The sequence below is a fragment of the Bradyrhizobium sp. 25ACV genome (genome assembly GCF_054863005.1).
This window is the reverse complement of record NZ_JAVAYO010000002.1, coordinates 144,656-166,174: the sequence shown is the minus strand read 5'-3', so window position 1 is coordinate 166,174 and position 21,519 is coordinate 144,656. Positions and strand designations below refer to the sequence as shown.

Genomic DNA, 21,519 nt, shown 5'->3' with positions numbered 1-21,519 from the left:
GGGCATCCCAAATCGCCGAATTTCGTCGCAATGGCCCTCATGGTGGAGACCCAGCTCAGCGCCGCGCGGGGCGCCAAATCTCAAACCGCCGACCTGACCTGAGTCTAGCTGATAACGTTGCAGCTACAGACAAACATGACCGATACTCCGCCGACGCTCGGCGTGCGTTGCTGCCGATCATCGGCATCCTCGGCATGTCCGGTCTTTTGATCGGCATGCTGATCACCCCGCTGCCGATGCTGCTGCTGATCATGCCGCTCATCGTGCGGCTATCCGAAAGGGTCGTCATAAACCCACACCGTGGCTCGCTTCGCTGCTGGAGCGAAAGCCGCCGAAGTTAGTCGCGGTCGCCTTGGCTAACAAGTTCGCCCGCATCGCTTGGCGCTTGATGATATCGGGCGGAGTGTACAACCGGCCGGTAGCCGCCATGCCCATCTGATCTGAATCGGCACCGCGAGCGAGGTTGCTCGGCGGACAGCCCACGAACTTGCAGGACGCAGTAGATGGAAGGACCGATCGGTCGATACGCGCGAGCTTCCGTAGATTACACTGGCATCATCGATGTCGCCTATGTGCTTGGAGCGTGCGTAGCGAACACCATCTCGGCCAGCGGACTTTGTCCGCGCAAACAGGCCGGACATATGATAGCAAGCGATCAGGTCAAAAGTCTGCTACCATCCTGACAAGTGGGGGGCCGTCCACATCTGCATTCTGTATTCGATCACGACGAACCAGGCGGCGATCAGCGCGCTGTTCCGGGTGGTCAACCGATACGTCGGCAATCTGGCGCCGATGCCCGGCGTCTTCCCCGACTACAAGGCGCCAATCGTGCGCGCCGGCGCCGAGGGCCGCGAACTGGCCGCGGCGCGATGGGGCATGCCTTCTTCGTCGAAGGCGCAGATGGACGCGACCAAAAAGCGCGCCGAGAAACTCCAGGCGAAAGGCAAGACAGTCGACTTCAAGGAACTTCTGCGGATGGAGCCGACGGCGGCACGACCAACATCAGAAACGTGAAGTCGAAGCACTGGGCGAGGTGGCTGGGGCCGGAACACCGCTGCGTGGTGCCGTTCAATTCGTTCGCCGAGTTCAACAAGGCCGAGGGCGGCGACGTCTGGTTCGCGCTCGACGAGACCCGTCCTCTCGCCTGCTTCGCCGGCATCTGGAGCAACTGGACCTCGGTGCGGAAGGTCAAGGAAGGCGAGACCACCAACGACCTCTACGCGTTCCTGACCACCGAGCCGAACGCCGAGGTCGGGGCGGTCCACCCGAAGGCGATGCCCGTGATCCTGACGACGCCGGACGAGGTCGAGGCCTGGATGACCGCGCCCGCGGACGAAGCGCTCAGATTGCAGCGGCCGCTTGCCGACGGCACTCTCCGGATCGTCGCCCGCGGCGTGAAGGAAGATCCGGTCGCCGGCGCGGCATAGCGATGAAGAAGCTGAACGACGAAAATCTCAAAGTCGGAGACATCATCCTCACGTCCGGGCCGAACCGGATGAGCAGGAAGGTCCGCAAATGGACCAACAGCGACATCTCGCACGCCATGATCTACGTCGCGACATGCTCCGTCATCGACTCGACCGGCGAGGGCGTCCACTCGACGAACACGCAACGGCTGTTCTTCGACGACGAATCGACGGTGGTCGCACTGCGCTACAGAGGGACGTTCACGACCGAGATCCTCACCAGGATCACAGATTACGCGAGAGCGGCGACCGGCACTGAATATTCGATGGTCGAGGCGGCCGCGGTCGTCACGGGCAAGTTCACGGCGAAGACCCGCCGGCAGTTCTGTTCGCGACTCGCCGCCCAGGCATACGCCGCCGGCGGCATCAAGCTGGTCGCGGATGCGGACTACTGCTCTCCCGAAGACCTCCGCAACAGCGCCGAGATGACCGAAGTCCAAGATATTCTGCTGCCGGCCACGGAAGGGGAAAAAGCCCATTGGGAAGGCCGGCTGGACATTCCGCAGCTGATCGCCGAGTGCACCAACAATTTTCTCGCCGCCGCGCGCAAGAAGAACAAGAACATCCATGCGTTGAACGACGTGCACGACCACATCATGCGGCATCCCGAGGACGACCGCCATTTTCGGAAAGTTCTCGAGGCCTCCGGCTATCTGACCGTCTGGCAGAAGGAGGTCGCCAAGAATCTCTGGCACTACGAAATCGACCTCATGAGGCATCTCGGCGCGACGACGGCGAGTGCCCATGAACATGTAGCTTGGTACTGCCGGACCACCCATGCAAATGCCGGCGAGGGGCGGCGCTACGAAATCAACAGCGCCGGGTACGCCACGATGACGAAAATGACGGGATCCGAAACGCTTCGTCTGCTCGCGGAACTGTACGAGACGCTGGATCGCCTTCACAAGCAGAGAGTGCGCGTCGCACTACGATGGCTCGAGGAAAACCCGTCGGCCGATGCCTGACATGAGCGGTACGGATCAAATCAACCCGCCGCGAAAGATCATCCATGTGGATATGGATGCCTTCTACGCGTCGGTCGAGCAGCGCGACAATCCGGATCTCCGCGGCAAGGCGGTCGCGGTCGGTGGATCCCGCGATCGCGGCGTGGTAGCCGCAGCCAGCTACGAAGCGCGCAAGTTCGGTGTCCGCTCGGCCATGCCGTCGGTCACCGCGAAGCGGCAATGTCCGGACCTGATCTTCGTGAAGCCGCGCTTCGAGGTCTACCAGGCGGTCAGTCAGCAGATCCGCTCGATCTTCGAAGAGCACACGCCGATCATCGAGCCGCTGTCGCTGGACGAGGCCTATCTCGACGTCACCGAAAACCTGCAGAACATTCCGCTGGCGCGCGACGTCGCGCTGGCGATCCGTGCCAGGATCAAAGAGGTGACGGGTCTCAACGCGTCAGCCGGCATCTCCTACAACAAGTTCCTGGCCAAGCTCGCCTCCGACCACCGGAAACCGAACGGCCAGTACGTCATCACGCCCGAGATGGGTCCCTCGTTCGTCGAGGCGCTGCCCGTGGGCAAGTTCCACGGCATCGCGCCGGCGACCAGCGCGAAGATGAATTCTCTCGGGCTCCACACGGGCCTCGACATGCGCAATCAGACGCTGGAATTCATGCAGGCCAACTTCGGCAAGGCCGGTGCGTTCTACTACTGGATTTCGAGAGGCGTCGACGACCGGGAATTCCGCGCCAACCGCATCCGGAAGTCGATCGGCGCCGAAACCACGTTTTCGAGCGACCTCACCGATTTCGACGCCTTGGCTGCCGAGCTGCAGCCGCTGATCGACAAGGTGTGGCGTCATTGCGAGGACAAGGGGACGCGTGGCCGGACGGTGACGCTGAAGGTGAAGTTCGCCGACTTCGAGATCATCACGCGCAGCAGGTCCGGGCCCGTCGCGGTCTCGAGCCGGAGCGAGCTCGAACGCCTCTCGCTCGCGCTGCTGGAGAACGAGATGCCGCTTCCCAAATCGGTACGCCTCCTGGGCGTCTCGCTATCTTCGCTGCAGAGCGACGAACAGGAAGAGCCGCAGCTCGGCCTTCCGATCTGAGAACAACGAGGCGACGGTCGTGAAGCGCGCTACGGCAGTTCGAGGCCCACGCTGTAGTCGCCGTCGCGCAGGCCATCGAAATCCCACTCGTAGATCGAAACGGGTCCGATGGCAGCTTGGCTCTGGCCCAGAAAGAATGCGAAGGCGTTCGGCCCCGCGATGAAGAGATGGACACGGCGCGGCCCACCCTTGGACGAAGCGCGTATCGCGCCCAACAAGGACAGCGCCATCGCCGCCGCGTGGCTGCCCGATCGCACGCTTTGGTAGGATGGGCCGCCAACGGGGCTTGCCGTCATCAGCGTGCCGACGGCGGCGAGCTTCTGGACGTACTGGCGGACCGCGGGCGCCACGTTGTGCGTCAACGAGACGGCGACCGCGAGGTCCGTCCCGTCGGCGTGGACCGCCTCCTCGACGGTGGTGAGTGTCGGCCAGGCAGGATCGAGCGGCTTGTCCGCCGCCGACCAGATGTGACGACCGCCGGCTCGCTGCTCGATCTCGATGGCCTTTCCGGACTTGACGTTGAGGATCGCGCCCACGCCGAATGCCAGAGACACATGCGTGTCGAGGATCAGACGGAACTGGTCCTTGTCGCGCGCGGACTGGATCAGAAACTGCCGCAGTTCGGGGAACACGGTAGCCTTCCAGTCGGCCGGGTTCCGGATGTAGCGCCCATCGAAATGCGGGACGAGATTCACCGATTCGTCGCTGCGCGCCTCGATGTCGTCGATGGGATGCATGAACGAGCGCACGCCGAGCGTCTTGGGCCTCGGCGATGACGGCGCAAGAAGATTTTCGTCCTCGACGAGATCGCGAAACGAGGCGGGGTCGAACGTGTTGCGGCCCTGCGCATGGAGCTTCCTGATCAGATCGTCGTACAGGAAGCCGGCCTCGGACGGCGGCACTTGACGCATGCCGGCCGCCGCGAAGCGGTCGTTCAGCCGTTCGCGCAGGTCGGCGCCGGACTCCAGGCGCTGCGAGATGGCCAAGGTCCGCGCCACGAGCCGCAGCGCGTCGTGATCGATGCCGAGATGCCCCGACCATGCGTCGCGCACCTTGCCCATCATGCTTCTGGGCATGGTGCCGTCGAACAGCCGATCCAGATCAAGCGCATGAGTGTGCATGCGTATCAGGCGGGACAGCGCGTCGTCCGCCTGCGGCCGCCAGTTCGTCACCAGCCGCAACCGCGCGCCCATGCCGTTCGGCCCGTGCTGAAGCTGTGCCGCAAGAGCACGCTGGAGAAGCGACACGGATTGCGCGTTCGAGAACGCGGGATCGATGAGGTCGAGGTGGCCGAACTGCCCGGGCGTCGCGTGCCACTTGCATTGGAGGTAATCGCGGAGGATTTCGTCCCCATAATGGTCCTGCGGGCCCTTGCCGGCCACGTACTCCACCGTCACGTCGTCGAACGCGCGCGGTCCTCCGACGTCAGCTTGCTGTGACCGAACGACCATTTTTGGAGGTCGTCGGGACAGTGCACCGTCGCCACCATGATCCCATTGGCGTCCTTCACCACGAACGAATCGGGATGCAGCCGGTCCACTGACCAGGGCCGTGAAAAGCGACGCGTCATCCTTCATTGAGAACAAAGGACAGAACATCAACTAGGACCGTAGTAAGGTGGTGTTCGCTTGAGATGAGAATTAGGAGTTGCATGAAACCCGGTGGGTACCCACATCGCGCGATACGGGTAACGAAGAGTATCCGCCAAAGCCCCTGAAGCGCTTCAGCAAGATGTGGTGGGCGAAAACGTATGCGCCGGCGAGCGTGGAGCTTATGCAGAAAGTGATGGAGATCAACACGCAGTCGATGGATCAACTGCGCGCTATCATGTTCAAGGACGTTCCCACCATTCGCGTCAACGACTCGTTTCCGGAGCCGCACATGGCGACGGATCTATTCGAGCACGACATGAAAAAACTCAACGACCTGTTCACCCGAGGGCGCGAGTCCTACGCGAAGGTCGAGCAAGATTTGAAGAAGTTCTTGGTTTGAGGACCGATATGGCAATGGCAGAATCACAACTCGAAACGTGGTCGTCGGTCGGCTCGGTCACCCAGTCGAGCCAGACGTACGCGACCGTGAAATTAGCGCTTGAATCGAAGGACGCCGCTTATAAAGCCCGAAGCTACTCCAGCTTCCTGCAGGGCTCCTATGGAAACGACACGAACGTCTGGTCTGACAGCGATGTCGATGTAGTCATCAAGATGCAAGACATCTTCTACTACGACACCAGTCGGATGACACCCGCCGATCTTGCTGCCTTCAATCGGTCCCTGACGGGAGGAGGCGGTTACACCTACGATCAGTTTCGCGGTGAAGTGACCACTGTTTTGCAGAAGCGATTTGGCGCGGACGCTTCGCCGGACAAGAAGGTAATCTGGATCCAGCCAAATGCCGGACGCCGAAACACGGACGTTCTCCCCGCGGTGCAATTCCGCCGCTACTACCGGTACACCGGAAACCCGTCCGACTACGCGGAGGGCATCTGCTTCTGGCCGACGGGCGGCTCTCGAGTGGAAAACTTTCCGAAGCAGCACTCCGATAACCTGACCGCCAAACACCAGAACACCAATAGTCGATTCAAGCCAACCGTGCGGGTGTGGAAGAATATCCGCAACCGCTTGACTGAAAAAGGCGCCATCAAAGACGGGCTTGCCCCGTCGTATTACGTGGAAAGTCTCCTTTACAACGTCCCGAACGAGAATTTCGTCCAGAGCCGCGTCCAAACCTTCGTGAACTGCTTTAACTGGATATACGCGTCGAAACGCGAAGACCTCGTCTGCGCAAACAACATGTTTTGGCTGTTGCGCGACAATGAGCCCACGAGTTGGTCTCCTCAGTCCTGCGAGACCTTTTTGGCGGAAGCGCTGAAGTTCTGGAACAACGGAGGTAAGTGACACATGACCGGCACAGAACTCGAACAGCGCAACATTTACATTATGGGCGCGACTTTTGGGAAGCAGTATTCGTTGCTCCTCCGCGAAGTAACCGCGCTGCATCTGTATTGGAAGGAATTTATCGCGCTATTCGCGACCAGTGACGAACGCATCAAGCGCCTCAATCAGGCCGCTCCGGCGTTCTTCCGATGGTCCAAGACCAGCAGTTCGAGACGAAGATGTCTCACCTTGCCCGGCTCAGGGACAACGCCGCAACCGGCAAGAAGCAAAATCTCACGATCAGGAACCTACCCGATCTGGTGAGCGACCAGCAATTGAAAGACACGCTGCTCGTCCATCTCGATGACGTGATCAGCAAAACGGAGTTCTGCCGAGATTGGCGGAATAGGCGATCCGCCCACAACGACTTGCTGTTGGCGACACAAGACGGCAGAGCGACACCGCTTCCGTCCGCGACAAAGAAGAAAATCGCCGATGCTCTCCGCGCCCTGTCCGACCTAATGAACGTCATGGAGCGCTACTACCACAAACCGAGCAGCAAAATTGCGCGTCCGGTGTCGCAGTGGCGACGCGTCCCTGATTGCGTACGGGTGGACGGGGAATCACCAAGAGCCTTCCCTAATGGTAGGCGCCATTTCGATTTTGAATGAGCGACCTCTGCTCTGTGCTTCAGCGAATTCCAGTGTCCTTTCCACAACGGTTATGATGCTCTCGTCGCTCAACAAAAACTGTCCCGAGAGCCTGTTGAAGTGATCCATGTTTTCGAGCCGCGTTACCCGCTCTCCTCGCTTTCGGGTAGCAGTAACCAGGCGGAACCGAGCATCCAACTCTACGGAAAATCCTTTCTGACGAAGCATTTCCCAGAAGTGTGCGGGATTGTACATTGAAACAACCGCAACTTTCCCAAAGACCACATCAAATAGATTGTGCCGCTCGATCGGCCACCAAAAAAGTGGAATCGTTCCGCTGAGTACGATCGGAAGACCGTCGGTACCATACCCTACCGACGAAAGAATAACGCAATTGTCACTAAGCGCCTTGTCCGTGATCCTCGGCAGATGCTTTATGACGGGATCGACCTTCGTATACAGGCCGCCGTCGGCTCCGTTAAGCAGCCGACCAGAAATCCGGCGCTCGCCAAGACGGACTGCTCCAATGAGATGGCTTCTGCCCGCTTTTTGATACGCAAATCCTGCTTTGCGGCTCTCACTAATCGCGCTGTTCAGCTCATCAAAAAATATGTCGCCCTCGACATTGATGGGAATTTGCCGTTCCCGCTGCTTTGAGGACTCAAATGCGCGCGCCATCTCACCCATTTGGCGCTTCAACCGATCCCTGATCTTTTGGGGCAGCGGCTCCGAACGTTGCGAAGGGGCATTTGTGGGGGTGGCGGAAAGGCCCGTCGGAGGATTGAAGCCCGGGCCAAAGAGGCAACCCACGGTGATTTCATACCTATCCTGGCCGACTCTCTTTGTTTTCAACTCCCCTATTGACGAAACTCTACCCGTTTCAGGGTTGATGAAGCTTACATCCCCCATTCGAAGAAATGATGTGATACCATGATAAAGAACAAGGTGCCTGTTGAGCCCCTGCAGCTTCTCGACGAAAGCGCGTTCGCCTATCCCACCCACACCTGGCGGAAGAAGCGTTTGTCGCTGCCGATAGAGATGCTGCTCAATCAGCGGCACATCATTGTGGTAAAATATCCAGGCAAACCCATCGCCGATAACCTTTCCGATCCCCATCGCCGAAGTAATAGCTTTCAAATAGCCGTCCAATTGAGCCATTCGACGACTAAACCACGCGGGTTGATAGGTTACCTTTCGCGCTATCAAGCGTTGCTTTTCTTGAGTAACTGCTTTGTACTGGTCTTGTAATATCCACTGGGCGTCGATCAAGCGTTTCTGGACCGCGAGAAGATCAGCCCCATTCGCGTTTTTTGCTTCGATTTTTCCGCGCCTGAGCGTATTCCAGCACAATTCGAACCGCGCGCCTGCACGATCGATCGATGCTACTACCTCCCGACGAGAAATCATTGGTTGCGACCCGGGTTCTATTCCACAGATTGTCAACGCAAACGACTTAGTAAACTATTCGAATGAAACGCGCGCCTCTGCGGAATTTCAGGCAATGCATTTCGGCTCACGGGTTTGTCCCTTGATCGCACGCCGCGGCCGCCACAACGGGAAAGCGCGCGGAGCGATAGAGGAAACGAAGTCACGAGCGATCGGCGCTCCTCCTCACACTCGAATCCAACAGCACAGGCGTGATAGCTAAATCCGAATAAACTATCGCACTGTCAGTTGTCCAGCCAATCTTCATGGCACCTAGTCAAGCCAAGGGGCGTTGAGTCCCGAGAGATCGGCGATCGAACGAAAGACCGCCTTTAGTCGATCCCGGCACGTGAACACCGACGGTCACCGGTCAACGGTTGGCAGATGAGCCGGCCTTTTTTTACAGAATTCCCTTTATAGGCTCAGACACCGAAGGTTGCCACACGGCGCGGCTACTGCGTTCAACGTCGCTTCACGACGTGCTCCGCTACGCTACGCCCTTCGATGTCCGCGGCGCTTTGTGTGGCAGTGCTGGAAGTGTCGGGACGAAGGGCGTCAGTAAGCATGCGCCGCTGGCGCGTTCCGACTCCCCCGCGGGGCGTCGAACAAAGGGCGAATTTCAACCAAGCACCAACTTGATCGATGAGGCAGCGCAACTATAGGATGCCGCTGAGAGCAACCCAGCGATCGTCCTAAGCATCCAGCGAATTGTCTCGGGAATAACTCTTTCGCACTAAGGAGTTTCTGTTGCAGAAAGCGACATCGGATCACGAGCTTGGTCGCTACACCGGCAAGTTATTGCTTGAGCCGCTACCTGACGGCCGGCGTATGAGGACTGCGCTCGATTTCGGGTTTTTGGAGGCAGACGGGCTCCATTGGCCCGTACCACGAGGATCTACGGTGGATGGGGCCTCGATACCCAAAGCGTTATGGACTATCTTGGACGGACCGTGGGAAGGAAAATACCGCGATGCGTCGGTGGTGCATGATTACTACTGCGCGGTTCGAAGCGCCGACTGGCAATCGGTCCACCTCATGTTCTATCGCGCTATGCTCGTTTCGGGCGTCTCTGCGCGCCGTGCAAAAGTGATGTATCTCGCCGTCTATTTCGCCGGTCCTCGCTGGGATGACATGGTTGTCGACAATGTCCGCCTCGGACCGCCGGCCGTTCCAAGCCGACCGCTGGAGGACGACAATCGGCTGCTGTTCTCAATTCAGCACGATCCGAATACGCTCGCCATGAGCAAGATCATCGGACGAGAGGGAATGTCGGCGTACGATTGGGTGGCGCGCGGTCGACACACTGGCGACAAGAATGCCGAAATCACGATTCAACTGGATAAGCTAGAGGAGATCGTGGAACAGAAAGATCTTCCTTTGCGGACTCTGGTCGAAGCCGTCGAAGCCGCTGCGCTCTTTATCCCGGAAAGCAAGGACTCGCCGCGAGGGATCGCGATCGGCAATCTCGCTGCGGAGGGATCGTGAACATGGCGAAGCAGCTTCCTCCTCCCGTTCAGGTTAAGTTTGTCAGTCTGTATGAGCCCGACATGGCGACGCTCGCTGCTACCCTTATTCCCTTCGGTCGCTGGAGCGAAGAGAACATAGCAGAACATCTCCTTGTCGAAGTATCTCTACCTGCTGAGATTTCACAACGGCTCAAAGTGCTTGAAGGGTACCTCGCGCCTGGCGGCTGGCCGCGTCACGTTGCGACAGATGCGGCTGAGCACGTTCGTGGTATTGTTGAGCGGATGATACCTGCCGCGAAAGCGGAGATTGCCCAGGGGGTGCGATTGATGGCGGCCGCTGCGATACGAGATGACGGTTCCCGCGCAGCAGACATTCGCGACGAAATCCTGTCGAGCTTTCTTGCCGCAAAGGCCTTGGCGATAGCGCGAGCGCTGCGAGCTTGCACCCTAGTTGGGGAGTCTCACCTACAATGGGGGCCTGAGTTCTACGAGTTCGCGACAGCGTACTCCGACCGCGTGATCCACGGGCTTTCGTTCCTTGCTCGCGAACCAGATGGCTGGGCTGGTTGGACCGATGCAGATCTTCATATCTGGAATTATCACTATAGACTGTATATTCCCATCTGCCCCAGACCAGAGAGCACTAAAGACCTCAAACGTTTTTCAGACCATGACGTACGACAACTCCTGCTTCCACAGTTGTTGTGCACGGCAGCCCCTTATTTGGCGATTCGCCGGGTCATCTTTGAGCCCTGGGAGACCATTTCATCCGATCTGATCAAACGTGGCGAGCAATATATCGACACCGAGCGCTGTATAGGAGATTCCGACTCTAAAGCACACATCGTGAGAATCGCGGCGGACCGGATAGCAGCCTATCTACAGAATATTCCGGCCGACGATCGTGAGTACGAACTGTTCAAGCTGACTAGGTCCGCCGGTCCCCTATCATCTGAAATTGAGGAGCGGGGCCTCAAGCTGATCCCCCTCGACTGAAGATTTGCTCTTTAAGTACTCGCCCCCGAGCAGAGGTTTCCAAACCGTCGCCAGCGATGGCGCGGGCGACCCAAGACGCGCTTAACCCGCGCAGTACGAAACCTGCGGAACATATCCTGCGCACCGAGAACCCGGCGTGCATTCATTGAGTGTGAGAAACAGTATACCGACAGCGTAGACACGAAACCCCGTGCGGATACCAAGTCATGATCGCCAGCACGGCTGCATTCTTTACATTACGGTTAGACGAGCCTGATTATAAAAAGAGAACCCGGGAGATTATTAGTTCGACGTTTGCAAAACGCCGGCAAAAGCTCGTCGAATGTTTATCCGGATCACTGCGATCAGTTTCTCTCTGATGCTAGCGGAACTGAGATTGGCCCGTCCGGAACGAGCGACGTTTCGTGGTGGCCTGTAAGCGTCAATCCAAGCAGTCCGAATATCCGACGGCTAATCTTCTCTTGTGCTTCGCGAAGTGCCTGCGAGTTCGCTATCATCAGCTCGTTCGTATATTTGGCCGATACGCCTTGCAGCGAGTGCACCCCTTCCGTTGTACTCGACGAAATGCTTCGCCTCGATCAATCCGGTGCCAGCGCAGGTGAGCAAGCAAGATGAAGGGATTCGGGGCCGTCGGTTGCCGCTTGTTGATTTTCGCGCTGCCCTGAATCAGACGGTAGTAGCGGCCGCGCTCTGAACCATGGCGCGTCGATCCGGTCATGGCGCTGGGCCGCCAGGAAGGTCATCGTCTTCCAATGGCCATGGGGAACCTTGGCTTGAAGTCTGCGCCCCCGCGGCGCCCATCCCCGCAAGGGCGCCATGTCCGTCCTGGTCCAGGTCTCGTCGATGAAGACCAGCCGTTCAGCTTCGATGCGACCTTGATACTTTGCCCACTGGGCTCGCCGCCGCGCGACCGCGGGACGATCGCGTTCGCCAGCCGCCACGCTTTTTTTTGAAGCTGAGCTTCTCGGCATGCACGAAGTCCCACACCGAGTGGTAGTCGACCTTCAGGCCGCGTCCAGCAAGCTCGGCAACGAGCCCCCGTATGGTGAAATCGCCGTCCTTGATACGCTGCGACAGCCAGACCGCGAGCGCGCCCGAAATTGCCTTCGGCTTGTAGCCGCCGATCTGGCCAGGCTCAACGCTGCCGATCTCATCGACGCGCTTCATCCAGCCGATGGCCGTGCTGATCGCCACCCCAAACTGCTTGGCGGCCTGATTGCGGGACATCCCGCTCTCAATTGCCGCCACGACGCGCTTGCGAAGATCCAGAGAGTACGGCTTACCCATCCATGCTGGCCTCCCGCCCAGCCGGCATGGTGAATCAGAAACCAACTGATTTTGGAATCTGGAGGGTTCTGTGAGGTCGCTCTCACGCGAGGGCGCGGCAAAGCGCAGATGCGCTACGCGGACAAGCGCAATGCTCCCTGCGTCGTCATTCAGGGGAGCAACGAGCACGAGCGGGGTACCGTGATCGTCAAGGATTTGATCGAGGGCAAAAAACTGTCGTCGATGATCGGCTCCAATCGCGAGTGGCGCGGATCGAAGGACGCTCAAGCCGAGGTTCGCATCGACGAGCTTGTCGCCGAAGTTAAGGGCGTCATCGCCCGCCACCAATAGGCGCCGATTGCGAGTGCCCGAGTTTCGGTACTCCAGAGAGAAAGGGGAGACGGGACCGGCCCGTCTCCGCTTCGGCGCACCTTGCCGCAAGTTCCGAGGCGTCAACAATACAAGTTACTTATGGGTCCATCGTTGCTGATTATGGCTCCACATACTCCGTGTCGTAATGCTGATTTGTGGGTCTATCGTCGCTCGCGATTTTCGTCTAAGCGCGACAAGACTCCTCACACGATGGGAGATTACTTTGGACTCGATCGCCTACGTCAACGGCCTTTTTGTCCCTCTTTCGAAAGCCAGGATCTCGATACTCGATCGGGGCTTCCTTTTCGCGGACGGCTTTTACGAGGTGCAGCCGTACTCGACGGCAAGCGGCTCGACAACGCCTCGCATCTGTCGCGGCTCGCGCGTTCGGTCTGCGAGATCGCGCTGAAACTGCCAGAGACGATAGAGCGAATCGCCGAGTTCCAGAAAGAGCTGGTCACGCGCAACAGGCTCGTTAGCGGCCTTGTATATCTCCAGGTAACGCGTGGCGCCGATACGGGACGCGACTTTCCATTCCCTAAAGCCGACGTCAAGTCGAGCCTGGTCATATTTGTCTCCGAAAAGGAGATCGTGGATACACCTCCCGCCAAGGGCGGTGTCGACGTGATTACAGTGCCCGATGTCCGCTGGGCGCCGCGACATCAAGAGCGTGGCACTACTCGCTCAGGTGTTGGCGAAGCAGGCCGCGGCCGAAGCCAGCGCTGCGGAGGCCTGGATGGTCGAAGACGGGTTCGTCACCGAAGGCGGTTCCTCCTCTGCGTTCATCCTCACGCATGACAACGTCATCGTCACGCGGCAGAACTCCAACGCGATTCTGCCCGGCTGTACGCGTAAGGCGGTGCTGGCGCTCGCCGAGGAACGCCGGCTTCGGGTGGAGGAACGAGCGTTCACGGTCGCCGAGGCCCTTGCTGCCAAGGAGGCATTCATCACGTCGGCGGCCATTTTTGTGCAGGCGGTCGTGGCGATAGATGGCGTGAAGATCGGGAACGGAAAGCCCGGACCGATGACGAGTCGTCTTCGCAAGATTTACATCGACTACATAAAGGCGACGGCAGTCTAGGCCACCCCTCGGGGGGCTGGGCGGCGTAGCCGCGGCTTAACACTTTCCGATCACCGTGTGATTAAACGTCAGCCATACTCGTGGCCGTTCGTACCTGATGGGATCGAAGAGATGGAAGTCGTCGAATTCGTTGAAACTCCGATACAGCGTGCACTGCGCCTCGATATTCAGCAACTGCCGGGTAACGTCCGGCTGCAAACCATCGTGTTGAAGCATGGTCGTACGTTCGAGCCCCAACGGCGTCCGAGGCTTCAGGCTGCGGACACAAAAGGAATGCTTCCTGAACAGCTTCTACGTCGCGGATTCGGGACGAGGGACGTATGTCGTTCGCGATGGTGGGAAACCTCCACTTCCATCATGCCTGGGTCACCCTCGACGGGATAAATGCCGTCGACGTGACCCTGCGGATACCGGAGGAGGCCCAATTCTTCGGAATCGCCTTTTCTTTGTCAGGGCTGAGAGAGCAGATATTGTCGGTCCGCCAGGGTAGAGCCCCGATGCTCGACGCCGTCTATCCACTGGAAGCACTGGAAGCCCTCATCGAGAAGGCCGGGATTTCGCGCTTCGGCGCCGGAGATGCGGCGGATGCCCTCTCGACGCCATGGATTTGACCAAGCTCCGCCGACCGGATTGGTCACCGACGGCGCGCCGTTCGGCTCCGCCGCGATCCCTTCGGAACGAAATTCAAGGACTCGACTGGCACGAGAATTCCGCGCCGCACCGGCGCGCGGGCTGCGGCGCCGTTTAGTCGGATGGCTTACACCAGCTTGACTTCCCCCATCGTGGGATTGCGTCAACTTATTGTTATAAATTGACATCGATGAAGGGGATATCAGCAAATCTCCGATGTTTTGCTGTCTTCCCCTTCAATCCGGGGACGACGCATTCGGTTACCTTCAAATACGTGCCGCCGGAGTCTGCGCTTACCAAAGCTGGATTGCTCTGGGCATCCACGAAGTGGTCATCTGCCGGATCGTTCGACGTTCCGACACCATGCACAATCGTGCTGCCGCCATCCGTAGGGGCAGCAGCGCTGCGAACGATCGATCATCCGTCCTAGCCGATTCTTACTCGGCAAAATTCGGCACATCTGCCGACCGTCATTGAGAGGTTTCATCGCTCCTGCGAACGTAGTCTGAAGGGGCTATTTGGTCTCGGCCGTCACGCGCAAGTATTTTTACTCCGCTTTGCTTAGCGAGTCTGCTCCCGCCTACGACCACCATCGCAGGAGTGCGCTAACACCCGATACGGAGCATTGAGATATTTGAAGAATCTCATTTTCATTCGCCGCCGCCGCGGTCAACATGAATGGACTCACAACTGCGCAGATCGAGACTTCCATGAATGCTCCACAGGCAAAGGTCACGTGTGGTCCTGCGATTCCTGTCGGGTCGCGGCCACGGCCGAGGGAAGCTGTGGCTGAACGACGATCTGGATCGGATCATCGCAGCAACAAAAGTGGTGAAATTGCAGAGAAGTTCTGGCGGCCACAGGAGCGATCGGAGATGCGAATGGTGGAAGCAAGCGCCGCAAGTAATCACAGCCGCCCGGCTGTAGCGCAGGGCGGAAATTTACGTTAGCTTCTGCTGGCGAGTTTGCAAATGCGTACCCGCATCCGATCTCTCCGAGGACAACGGGCTATCATTCGACCGCTTGACCCCTCCCACCCTCAGAGCTGGGATAATCCCGACAATGAGGAAATCTGGTTTGACCTGGCGCGCGCCATCGGACGCCAGATCGCACGGGATGAAAACGATGGTTTGGGGCAGCCGATAGAGGACCGGCATGACGACAGCGTCATCCAAGAAAACGGCCGTACTGTACGCCCGCTATTCCAGCGACATGCAAAAGGCGACCTCGATTGACGGTCAGCTATTGCTCTGCAGGAAGGTTGCGTTGCGCAGCAATCTCGATGTCATCGGGGAATTTGTGGATGCCGCAAAATCTGGTCTTACCGAAGGTGCGCGGGACGGCTATCAACGCCTGCTCAACGGCGTGCGAAATCATGACTTTGACGTGGTCGTCGTTGAGCACTTCGACCGCTTGTCGCGCGATCCCGCAACCATCCAGCGTCTCAAGCAGATTTTCGAGTTCAACCGCGTTGAGCTGATGGATCAGAAGGGCGTCTATGCGACCGCCACCGACATCAGCATCGCAAGTCTCTACAACACGATTTACAAGCCGCAGCTCGCCGAAAAGGTTCAGCGTGGCCATGACAACGCTGTTGCCAACGGAAGAATTCCTGGCTCACACGCCTATGGTTATCGGCCGAGGCCGGGCGCGCCCGGCGAACGCGTGATCGATGAGAACGAAGCAAAGATCGTGCTCCGCATTTTCACCGAATATGCGGTAGGCCGCTCGACCCGAACTATCGCCGCTGATCTCACCCGCGAAGGTGTGCCCTCACCCGGGGCAACTCGCCACAAGAACAAGGCTGGTCGCACCACCTGGAATCATCAGTGCATCACAGGCGGTCGGCATGGTCGCGGCATTATCGGCAACCAGCTATATATCGGCGAGATACATTGGAACGTTCGCTCGACAATTCTCAACCCGGAGACGCAGAAGAAGCAGAAGCGCCGCAATCCAGAAGAACGCCATATCATAGTCGAAAAGCCTGAGCTGCGGATCATTCCGCAAGCGCTCTGGGATCGAGCGCAGAAGGTTCGTAGCGCGCGTGCCGTACATATGTTCGGGCCGACTGGCAAGCCGCGCCGCCGCCTCGTGATTCCGCGCAACAATGAACACCCGCTTGCCGGCGTTCTGCGGTGCGGTGTCTGCAACGGCCATATGCGAATCGCTCAATCCTCCCGAAATGGCGCGCCGCGCGCCGCATGCGCCAACGCGCATCAACGGGGCACCTGCGAGCACACCCGTAGCTTTGATATGGACATTCTGCTCAAGGATGCCTCCGAAAAAATCGAAGCGAAATTGCTTTCGCCGAAGGCCACTGAAGAGGCGATGCGTGCTTGGAAGGAGGAATGCAAAAACGGTCGGAACAAGGGCGGCAGCGAACGCGCTAAACTGGACCGTCGACGCCGTGTGTTGACTACCGAGATCGAACGGCTGACATATGCCATCGCGAACAGCCGTCGCAAACCGGATGAGTTACTCAAGCGGATCGATGAATGCGACCTGGAACGGGAAACCGTTGAAGAGCGCTTGCGGCTGATGGGCAGTGGCGGCGAAAATGTGATCCCATTCGACCACCGAAAATTCAGTGACCGATACCGTTCGGAGACTCGAAGACTGGTCACTGCGCTCAAGTTCGACCCGAAGGCGATCGAAACTCGCATCGCCTTCCGCAACTTGATCGGCTGCATTGTAGTGCATCCGGTTCGCAAACGGATGCCCTACGAATATACACCCTACATGAACAGCGCCGCCCTTCTCGGTGAGAAACTTTTCCCCGAAAACCGCAAGGCAGGAGAAATCAGCACGTTTGCCTACTACGACAATGGCAAGTCTGGGAAATCCGTGTCCTCGTAATAGACGCGGACCTGCATGTGGTGGCGGCCGTCGCGTATCTCGCCGTCGAGATGAGCAGTCACGTCGCGAGCCTCTTCGCTTGTCGCTATAGGTCCGTTTTGCGCAAAAACGGCCGGACGCGCAAGCGTGTCAGGACACAACCAGCCCTGCCCGTCCCAGCGTCACCTCGACGATCTCGGGCGGCACGCCGACGCGGACCGGCATGATGCTGCAACCGAGGCCACCGGAGACAATCAGGTCGCAGTTCAGCCGGAAGTGGCCATAGGCGAGGCGCAGGCCGTTCTTGGGCGAAACCGCGGGCGACCAGCCGAGCAGGCGAACCTGGCCGCCATGGGTATGACCGGACAGTTGCAGCGCGACGCGCCCGGGTACGAGCGGCGCGATGTTGGGCTCGTGCGCGAGCAGGATGACCGGCGCATCGTCGGTGACCTTCGCCAGCGTGCCGGCGAGATCGTCGGCGCCGAAGCGGCCGATGCTGCGGAAGCGCCGCGCCGGCAGGAAGGCCAGCTGATCGCCGAGCCCGGCAAGCCAGAACGGACGGCCGTCCTTGGTGAGCCGCACGACGTCATTCTCGTAGACCGGGATGCCGGCCGCCTCCAGCGCCCGATGCGCGATGGTCGGTCCGTGCCCCGCCTGCTGCACGGTCCTGTCGTCCCAATAATCGTGATTGCCCATGACGGCATGGACGCCGAGCGGTGCCTTGAGTCCGGCCAGCACCCTCGCCCATTCGCGCGACGGGATGAGGCGCGTGACGTGGTGAAGGCCGGCGACATAGTCGCCGAGCAGCACGACGATATCGGCATTCAGCGCATTGGTACGGTCGACGATGCCCTCGATCCGCTCCAGCGACATCCAGGGATCGCAGGCGTGGATGTCGGCGATGGCCGCGATCTTCAGCGGAAAATCCGCCGGCCATTGCCGCGGCTTCGGATGATAGCGGGTGACGCGAAGCCGCAGCACCGGCTCGACGCCGACGCCGTAGGCGGCGGTCGAGATGCCGAGGGCGGACAGACCGCCGATGGAACGGATGAAATGACGGCGCGTGATCATGGAAGCCCGATCGAGATGCGCCTTGTTGATGCGGTCCGATTGGAGCGGAATTGGGGTGCGTTCGTGCAGACCGTCTGCACGAGGTTACCAGAAATTCATGATAGAAGGAGCGCGCTGCATTGGCGCAGCTCAGTCGTCGCTCTCGTCCGTGCCGAACAGGCCGAATTGTGCCGCCGCATCGCGCGAGGGTTCGGCGATGCCGAGATGACGGAAGGCGTGCGAGGTGAGCAGACGGCCGCGCGGGGTGCGCTGGAGATAGCCGCACTGGATCAGATAGGGCTCGATGATGTCCTCGATCGCATCGCGCGGCTCGGACAACGCGGCGGCCATGGTCTCGACGCCAACCGGGCCGCCGCCATAGTTCATCGCGATGGTCGTGAGGTAGCGACGGTCCATCGCGTCGAGGCCCGCGGCATCGACCTCGAGCGCGCTCAGGGCGTGGTCGGCGATCTTGCGGTCGATCTTGTCGGCATCGGCCGCCGAGGCGAAATCGCGCACGCGGCGGAGCAGGCGGCCGGCGATACGCGGCGTGCCGCGAGCGCGGCGCGCGATCTCGTTGGCGCCGTCGGCGCTCATGCCGACATTGAGCACGCGCGCGCCCCGACTGACGATGCTTTCGAGCTCCTCGATCGTGTAGAAATTGAGCCGCACCGGAATGCCGAAACGATCGCGCAAGGGATTGGTGAGCAGCCCGGCACGCGTGGTGGCGCCGACGAGGGTGAATTTCGACAGCTCGATCTTCACCGAGCGCGCCGCCGGGCCCTCGCCGATGATGAGGTCGAGCTGAAAATCCTCCATCGCGGGATAGAGCACCTCTTCCACCGCCGGGCTCAGACGATGGATCTCGTCGATGAAGAGCACGTCGCGCTCTTCGAGATTGGTGAGGAGAGCTGCGAGATCGCCGGCCTTGGCGATCACCGGCCCTGACGTCGCGCGAAAGCCGACGCCCAGCTCCTTGGCCACGATCTGCGCCAGCGTGGTCTTGCCGAGGCCGGGGGGACCTACGAACAGCACGTGATCCAGCGCCTCGCCGCGCTTGCGCGCCGCCTCGATGAAAATGGAGAGGTTCTTGCGCGCCTGCTGCTGGCCGACGAAATCGGACAGCGATTGCGGGCGCAGCGCGGTGTCGCCGACATCGTCGCTGCGGCGCTCGGGCGAGACCATGCGGTTGGCCTTGGGATCGCTCACTTCGCCAGTTCCTTCAGGCCGAGGCGAATGAGCTGCGCCGTCTCGGCGCTCTCACCCGCGCTGCGCGATGCGGATGCAATGGCGGCGGCCGCCTGCGGCTGGCCGTAGCCTAGATTGACCAGCGCGGAGATCGCGTCGGCGACGGGCCGCGGCGCGCGCTGGTCGTCGACGGCGCCGGCAAGATGCACCACAGCCGGATCGACATTGGCGAAAGCCGGCGCCTTGTCCTTCAATTCCGTGACGATGCGTTCGGCGACCTTGGGACCAACGCCGGGCGTGCGCGCCACCGCGGCCTTGTCGCGCAGCGCAATGGCATTGGCGAGATCGGCCGGCGCCAGCGTGCCGAGCACGGCGAGCGCGACCTTGGCACCGACGCCCTGCACGGTCTGGAGCAGGCGAAACCATTCGCGCTCCTGGTCGGTGCGGAAGCCGAACAGTTTGATCTGGTCCTCGCGGACATAGGTCTCGATCGACAGCACGGCAGCCTCTCCCGGCGAGGGCAGATGCTGCAGTGTACGCGCCGAGCAATGCACCTGATAGCCGACGCCGCCGACGTCGAGGAGCACATAATCCTCGCCATAGGAATCGATCAGGCCCTTGAGCTTGCCGATCATAGCCCCGCCACCTTCAGCCTGAGCGCGGTGCTCTGGCGGTGATGGGCGTGGGTGATGGCGATGGCGAGCGCGTCGGCGGCGTCGGCGGACGGCGGCTCGGCCTTGGGCAGCAATATTTTCAGCATCATCGCGATCTGTTGCTTGTCGGCATGGCCGGCACCGACCACGGTCTTCTTGACCTGGTTCGGCGCGTATTCGGCGACAGAGATACCGAACATCGCGGGTGCCAGCATGGCGACGCCGCGGGCTTGGCCGAGCTTCAGCGTCGCAACGCCGTCCTTGTTGACAAAGGTCTGCTCGACCGCAGCTTCCATCGGCTTGTGGTCGGACAGGACGGACGCGAGCCCCTCGTGGATCGCGAGCAGCCGGCGCGCCAGCGGCAAATCGTCCGGCGGTTCCACCGAACCGCAGGCGACGTAGATCAGGCGATTGCCCTCAGCCTCGATCACGCCCCAGCCGGTGCGGCGGAGGCCAGGGTCGATGCCGATGATGCGAACGGGGCCACGAATCGGGAGCGTAGTCATGGGCCAGTGATAGCGGCTGGCCGCCGTGGGGGAAACAGAAACAGAACGGAAGTAACAGGGGAAGTGTCGGTCTCGTGCCCCGGGCGCGACGCAGCGCAAAGCGGTGCGGCGCTGAACCGGGGCCCAGTTGTCACCGGTACTCGAGGTGTCAGGGTCCCGGCTCTGCGCAGCAGCGTTGCACGCTGCAGCGCGTCCGGGACACGATCGACGTCAGCCGCCCATCTTCGCGACCAGCGCGTCCGAGACCTCGAAATTGGCGTAGACGTGCTGGACGTCGTCGTGCTCGTTCAGCAGATCCATCAGCTTGAGCAGCTTCTCGCCGGTCTCGTCGTCGACGGCGACCGTGTTCTGCGGCTTCCAGATCAGCGCGGCCTTGCGCGGCTCGCCGAACTTGGCTTCCAGCGCCTTGGCGACGTCGCGATAGCCTTCGGTCGAGGCGTAGATCTCGTGACCGGTTTCGCCGGAGACGACGTCGTCGGCGCCGGCCTCGATCGCTGCATCGAGCACGGCGTCGTCGGAGGCCACGCTGCGGTCGTATTCGATGATTCCGGTGCGATCGAACATGAAGGACACCGAGCCGGTTTCGCCGAGATTGCCGCCCGACTTGGTGAAGAAGGAGCGGATGTCGGAGGCGGCGCGGTTGCGGTTGTCGGTCAGCGCCTCGACGATGACGGCGACGCCGCCAGGGCCATAGCCCTCGTAGCGGATCTCGTCATAGTTCTCGCCCTCATTGCCGAGCGCTTTCTTGACGGCGCGCTCGATATTGTCCTTCGGCATGTTCTCCTGGCGCGCCGCGATGATGGCGGCGCGCAGGCGGGGATTCATGTTGGGGTCGGGCGTGCCCAGCTTGGCCGCGACGGTGATTTCCCGCGCCAGCTTGCCGAACAGCTTCGACTTCTGGGCATCCTGCCGCCCCTTGCGGTGCATGATGTTCTTGAATTGGGAATGTCCGGCCATGCGTGGTCTCTCGGGGTCTCTTGGAATCGTACGCCAATGAGGGT

General features: G+C 60.3%; 19 protein-coding genes and 5 pseudogenes. 14 read left to right on the top strand and 10 right to left on the bottom strand.

Features of this window, described 5'->3' with window-relative positions; all coding sequences use genetic code 11:
• Positions 1-167: 167 nt before the first annotated feature.
• The 5 genes and pseudogenes from RAD04_RS04545 (at position 168) to dinB (ending at position 3,521) form a co-directional block, all read left to right on the top strand.
• Positions 168-341: a hypothetical protein gene (locus tag RAD04_RS04545; RefSeq protein WP_461622815.1), complete on the top strand. Its 174-nt coding sequence runs from the start codon at positions 168-170 to the stop codon at positions 339-341.
• Positions 272-439: pseudogene (locus RAD04_RS04540) on the top strand (IS110 family transposase); the annotation flags it as partial. The gene RAD04_RS04545 and the pseudogene RAD04_RS04540, both read left to right, overlap by 70 nt.
• 263 nt (positions 440-702) lie before the next feature.
• Positions 703-1,427, top strand: a pseudogene (locus tag RAD04_RS04535) (SOS response-associated peptidase).
• Positions 1,428-1,429: 2 nt separating this feature from the next.
• Entirely contained in the window at positions 1,430-2,431 is a 1,002-nt protein-coding gene (locus RAD04_RS04530; protein WP_461622814.1) for a YiiX/YebB-like N1pC/P60 family cysteine hydrolase, read from the top strand.
• A gap of 1 nt (position 2,432) precedes the next feature.
• Positions 2,433-3,521, top strand: coding sequence for a DNA polymerase IV (gene dinB, locus RAD04_RS04525; RefSeq protein ID WP_461622813.1), 1,089 nt, complete (start codon positions 2,433-2,435; stop codon positions 3,519-3,521).
• A 29-nt stretch (positions 3,522-3,550) separates the two neighbouring features.
• Here dinB and RAD04_RS04520 read toward each other — a convergent pair whose 3' ends face one another.
• Both RAD04_RS04520 and RAD04_RS04515 read right to left on the bottom strand, forming a co-directional pair.
• Positions 3,551-4,912 carry an SAVED domain-containing protein gene (locus RAD04_RS04520; RefSeq protein WP_461622812.1) on the bottom strand — a complete coding sequence of 454 codons (1,362 nt, stop codon included), beginning with the start codon at positions 4,910-4,912 and terminating at the stop codon, positions 3,551-3,553.
• A gap of 2 nt (positions 4,913-4,914) precedes the next feature.
• On the bottom strand, positions 4,915-5,061 hold the full coding sequence (locus RAD04_RS04515) for a hypothetical protein (RefSeq protein WP_461622811.1): 147 nt from the start codon (positions 5,059-5,061) through the stop codon (positions 4,915-4,917).
• Between the two features lie 107 nt (positions 5,062-5,168).
• Here RAD04_RS04515 and RAD04_RS04510 point away from each other — a divergent pair, with 107 nt between their 5' ends.
• From RAD04_RS04510 to RAD04_RS04500, 3 genes are all read left to right on the top strand, one after another.
• Positions 5,169-5,513 (top strand): hypothetical protein, encoded by a 345-nt coding sequence (locus RAD04_RS04510; RefSeq protein ID WP_461622810.1) that lies wholly within the window; start codon positions 5,169-5,171, stop codon positions 5,511-5,513.
• An 8-nt stretch (positions 5,514-5,521) separates the two neighbouring features.
• Positions 5,522-6,418: a nucleotidyltransferase domain-containing protein gene (locus tag RAD04_RS04505; RefSeq protein ID WP_461622809.1), complete on the top strand. Its 897-nt coding sequence runs from the start codon at positions 5,522-5,524 to the stop codon at positions 6,416-6,418.
• 188 nt (positions 6,419-6,606) lie between these two features.
• Positions 6,607-7,068, top strand: a complete 462-nt coding sequence (locus tag RAD04_RS04500) for a hypothetical protein (RefSeq protein ID WP_461622808.1) — start codon at positions 6,607-6,609, stop codon at positions 7,066-7,068.
• On the opposite strand, the gene RAD04_RS04495 is transcribed toward RAD04_RS04500, so the two are convergent.
• The gene (locus tag RAD04_RS04495) at positions 7,021-8,454 is read right to left on the bottom strand and encodes a hypothetical protein (protein WP_461622807.1); all 1,434 of its coding nucleotides are present in this window, start codon (positions 8,452-8,454) and stop codon (positions 7,021-7,023) included. The two genes, RAD04_RS04500 and RAD04_RS04495, sit on opposite strands and share 48 nt — an antisense overlap.
• Before the next feature lie 765 nt (positions 8,455-9,219).
• On the opposite strand from RAD04_RS04495, the gene RAD04_RS04490 reads away from it, so the two are divergent.
• On the top strand, positions 9,220-9,957 hold the full coding sequence (locus tag RAD04_RS04490; RefSeq protein WP_461622806.1) for a DUF1353 domain-containing protein: 738 nt from the start codon (positions 9,220-9,222) through the stop codon (positions 9,955-9,957).
• A 2-nt stretch (positions 9,958-9,959) separates the two neighbouring features.
• A complete protein-coding gene (locus RAD04_RS04485) occupies positions 9,960-10,934 on the top strand; it encodes a hypothetical protein (RefSeq protein ID WP_461622805.1) in 975 nt (324 codons plus the stop codon).
• 677 nt (positions 10,935-11,611) lie between these two features.
• On the opposite strand, the pseudogene RAD04_RS04480 reads toward RAD04_RS04485, so the two are convergent.
• A pseudogene (locus RAD04_RS04480) lies at positions 11,612-12,221 on the bottom strand (IS630 transposase-related protein); the annotation flags it as partial.
• A 51-nt stretch (positions 12,222-12,272) separates the two neighbouring features.
• Here RAD04_RS04480 and RAD04_RS04475 point away from each other — a divergent pair.
• The 4 genes and pseudogenes from RAD04_RS04475 (at position 12,273) to RAD04_RS04460 (ending at position 17,142) form a co-directional block, all read left to right on the top strand.
• Positions 12,273-12,551, top strand: a complete 279-nt coding sequence (locus RAD04_RS04475; RefSeq protein ID WP_461622804.1) for a His/Gly/Thr/Pro-type tRNA ligase C-terminal domain-containing protein — start codon at positions 12,273-12,275, stop codon at positions 12,549-12,551.
• A 120-nt stretch (positions 12,552-12,671) separates the two neighbouring features.
• A pseudogene (locus RAD04_RS04470) lies at positions 12,672-13,653 on the top strand (D-amino-acid transaminase).
• A 320-nt stretch (positions 13,654-13,973) separates the two neighbouring features.
• Positions 13,974-14,264: a hypothetical protein gene (locus tag RAD04_RS04465; protein WP_461622803.1), complete on the top strand. Its 291-nt coding sequence runs from the start codon at positions 13,974-13,976 to the stop codon at positions 14,262-14,264.
• Positions 14,265-15,438: 1,174 nt separating this feature from the next.
• Positions 15,439-17,142, top strand: a complete 1,704-nt coding sequence (locus RAD04_RS04460) for a recombinase family protein (protein ID WP_461622802.1) — start codon at positions 15,439-15,441, stop codon at positions 17,140-17,142.
• On the opposite strand, the pseudogene RAD04_RS04455 reads toward RAD04_RS04460, so the two are convergent.
• The 6 genes and pseudogenes from RAD04_RS04455 to RAD04_RS04430 all read right to left on the bottom strand — a co-directional run.
• Positions 17,124-17,231 (bottom strand): annotated as a pseudogene (locus tag RAD04_RS04455) (acyl-CoA thioester hydrolase); the annotation flags it as partial. The gene RAD04_RS04460 and the pseudogene RAD04_RS04455 overlap by 19 nt on opposite strands.
• 40 nt (positions 17,232-17,271) lie before the next feature.
• On the bottom strand, positions 17,272-18,192 hold the full coding sequence (locus tag RAD04_RS04450) for a metallophosphoesterase (RefSeq protein WP_461622801.1): 921 nt from the start codon (positions 18,190-18,192) through the stop codon (positions 17,272-17,274).
• A gap of 129 nt (positions 18,193-18,321) precedes the next feature.
• The gene (gene ruvB, locus RAD04_RS04445) at positions 18,322-19,356 is read right to left on the bottom strand and encodes a Holliday junction branch migration DNA helicase RuvB (RefSeq protein ID WP_177237050.1); all 1,035 of its coding nucleotides are present in this window, start codon (positions 19,354-19,356) and stop codon (positions 18,322-18,324) included.
• A 20-nt stretch (positions 19,357-19,376) separates the two neighbouring features.
• On the bottom strand, positions 19,377-19,994 hold the full coding sequence (gene ruvA / locus RAD04_RS04440) for a Holliday junction branch migration protein RuvA (protein WP_461622800.1): 618 nt from the start codon (positions 19,992-19,994) through the stop codon (positions 19,377-19,379).
• Positions 19,991-20,518: a crossover junction endodeoxyribonuclease RuvC gene (ruvC, locus tag RAD04_RS04435; protein WP_461622799.1), complete on the bottom strand. Its 528-nt coding sequence runs from the start codon at positions 20,516-20,518 to the stop codon at positions 19,991-19,993. Before ruvC ends, ruvA begins: the two co-directional genes overlap by 4 nt.
• 210 nt (positions 20,519-20,728) lie before the next feature.
• Positions 20,729-21,475, bottom strand: coding sequence for a YebC/PmpR family DNA-binding transcriptional regulator (locus RAD04_RS04430; RefSeq protein WP_461622798.1), 747 nt, complete (start codon positions 21,473-21,475; stop codon positions 20,729-20,731).
• Between the last annotated feature and the right edge of the window lie 44 nt (positions 21,476-21,519).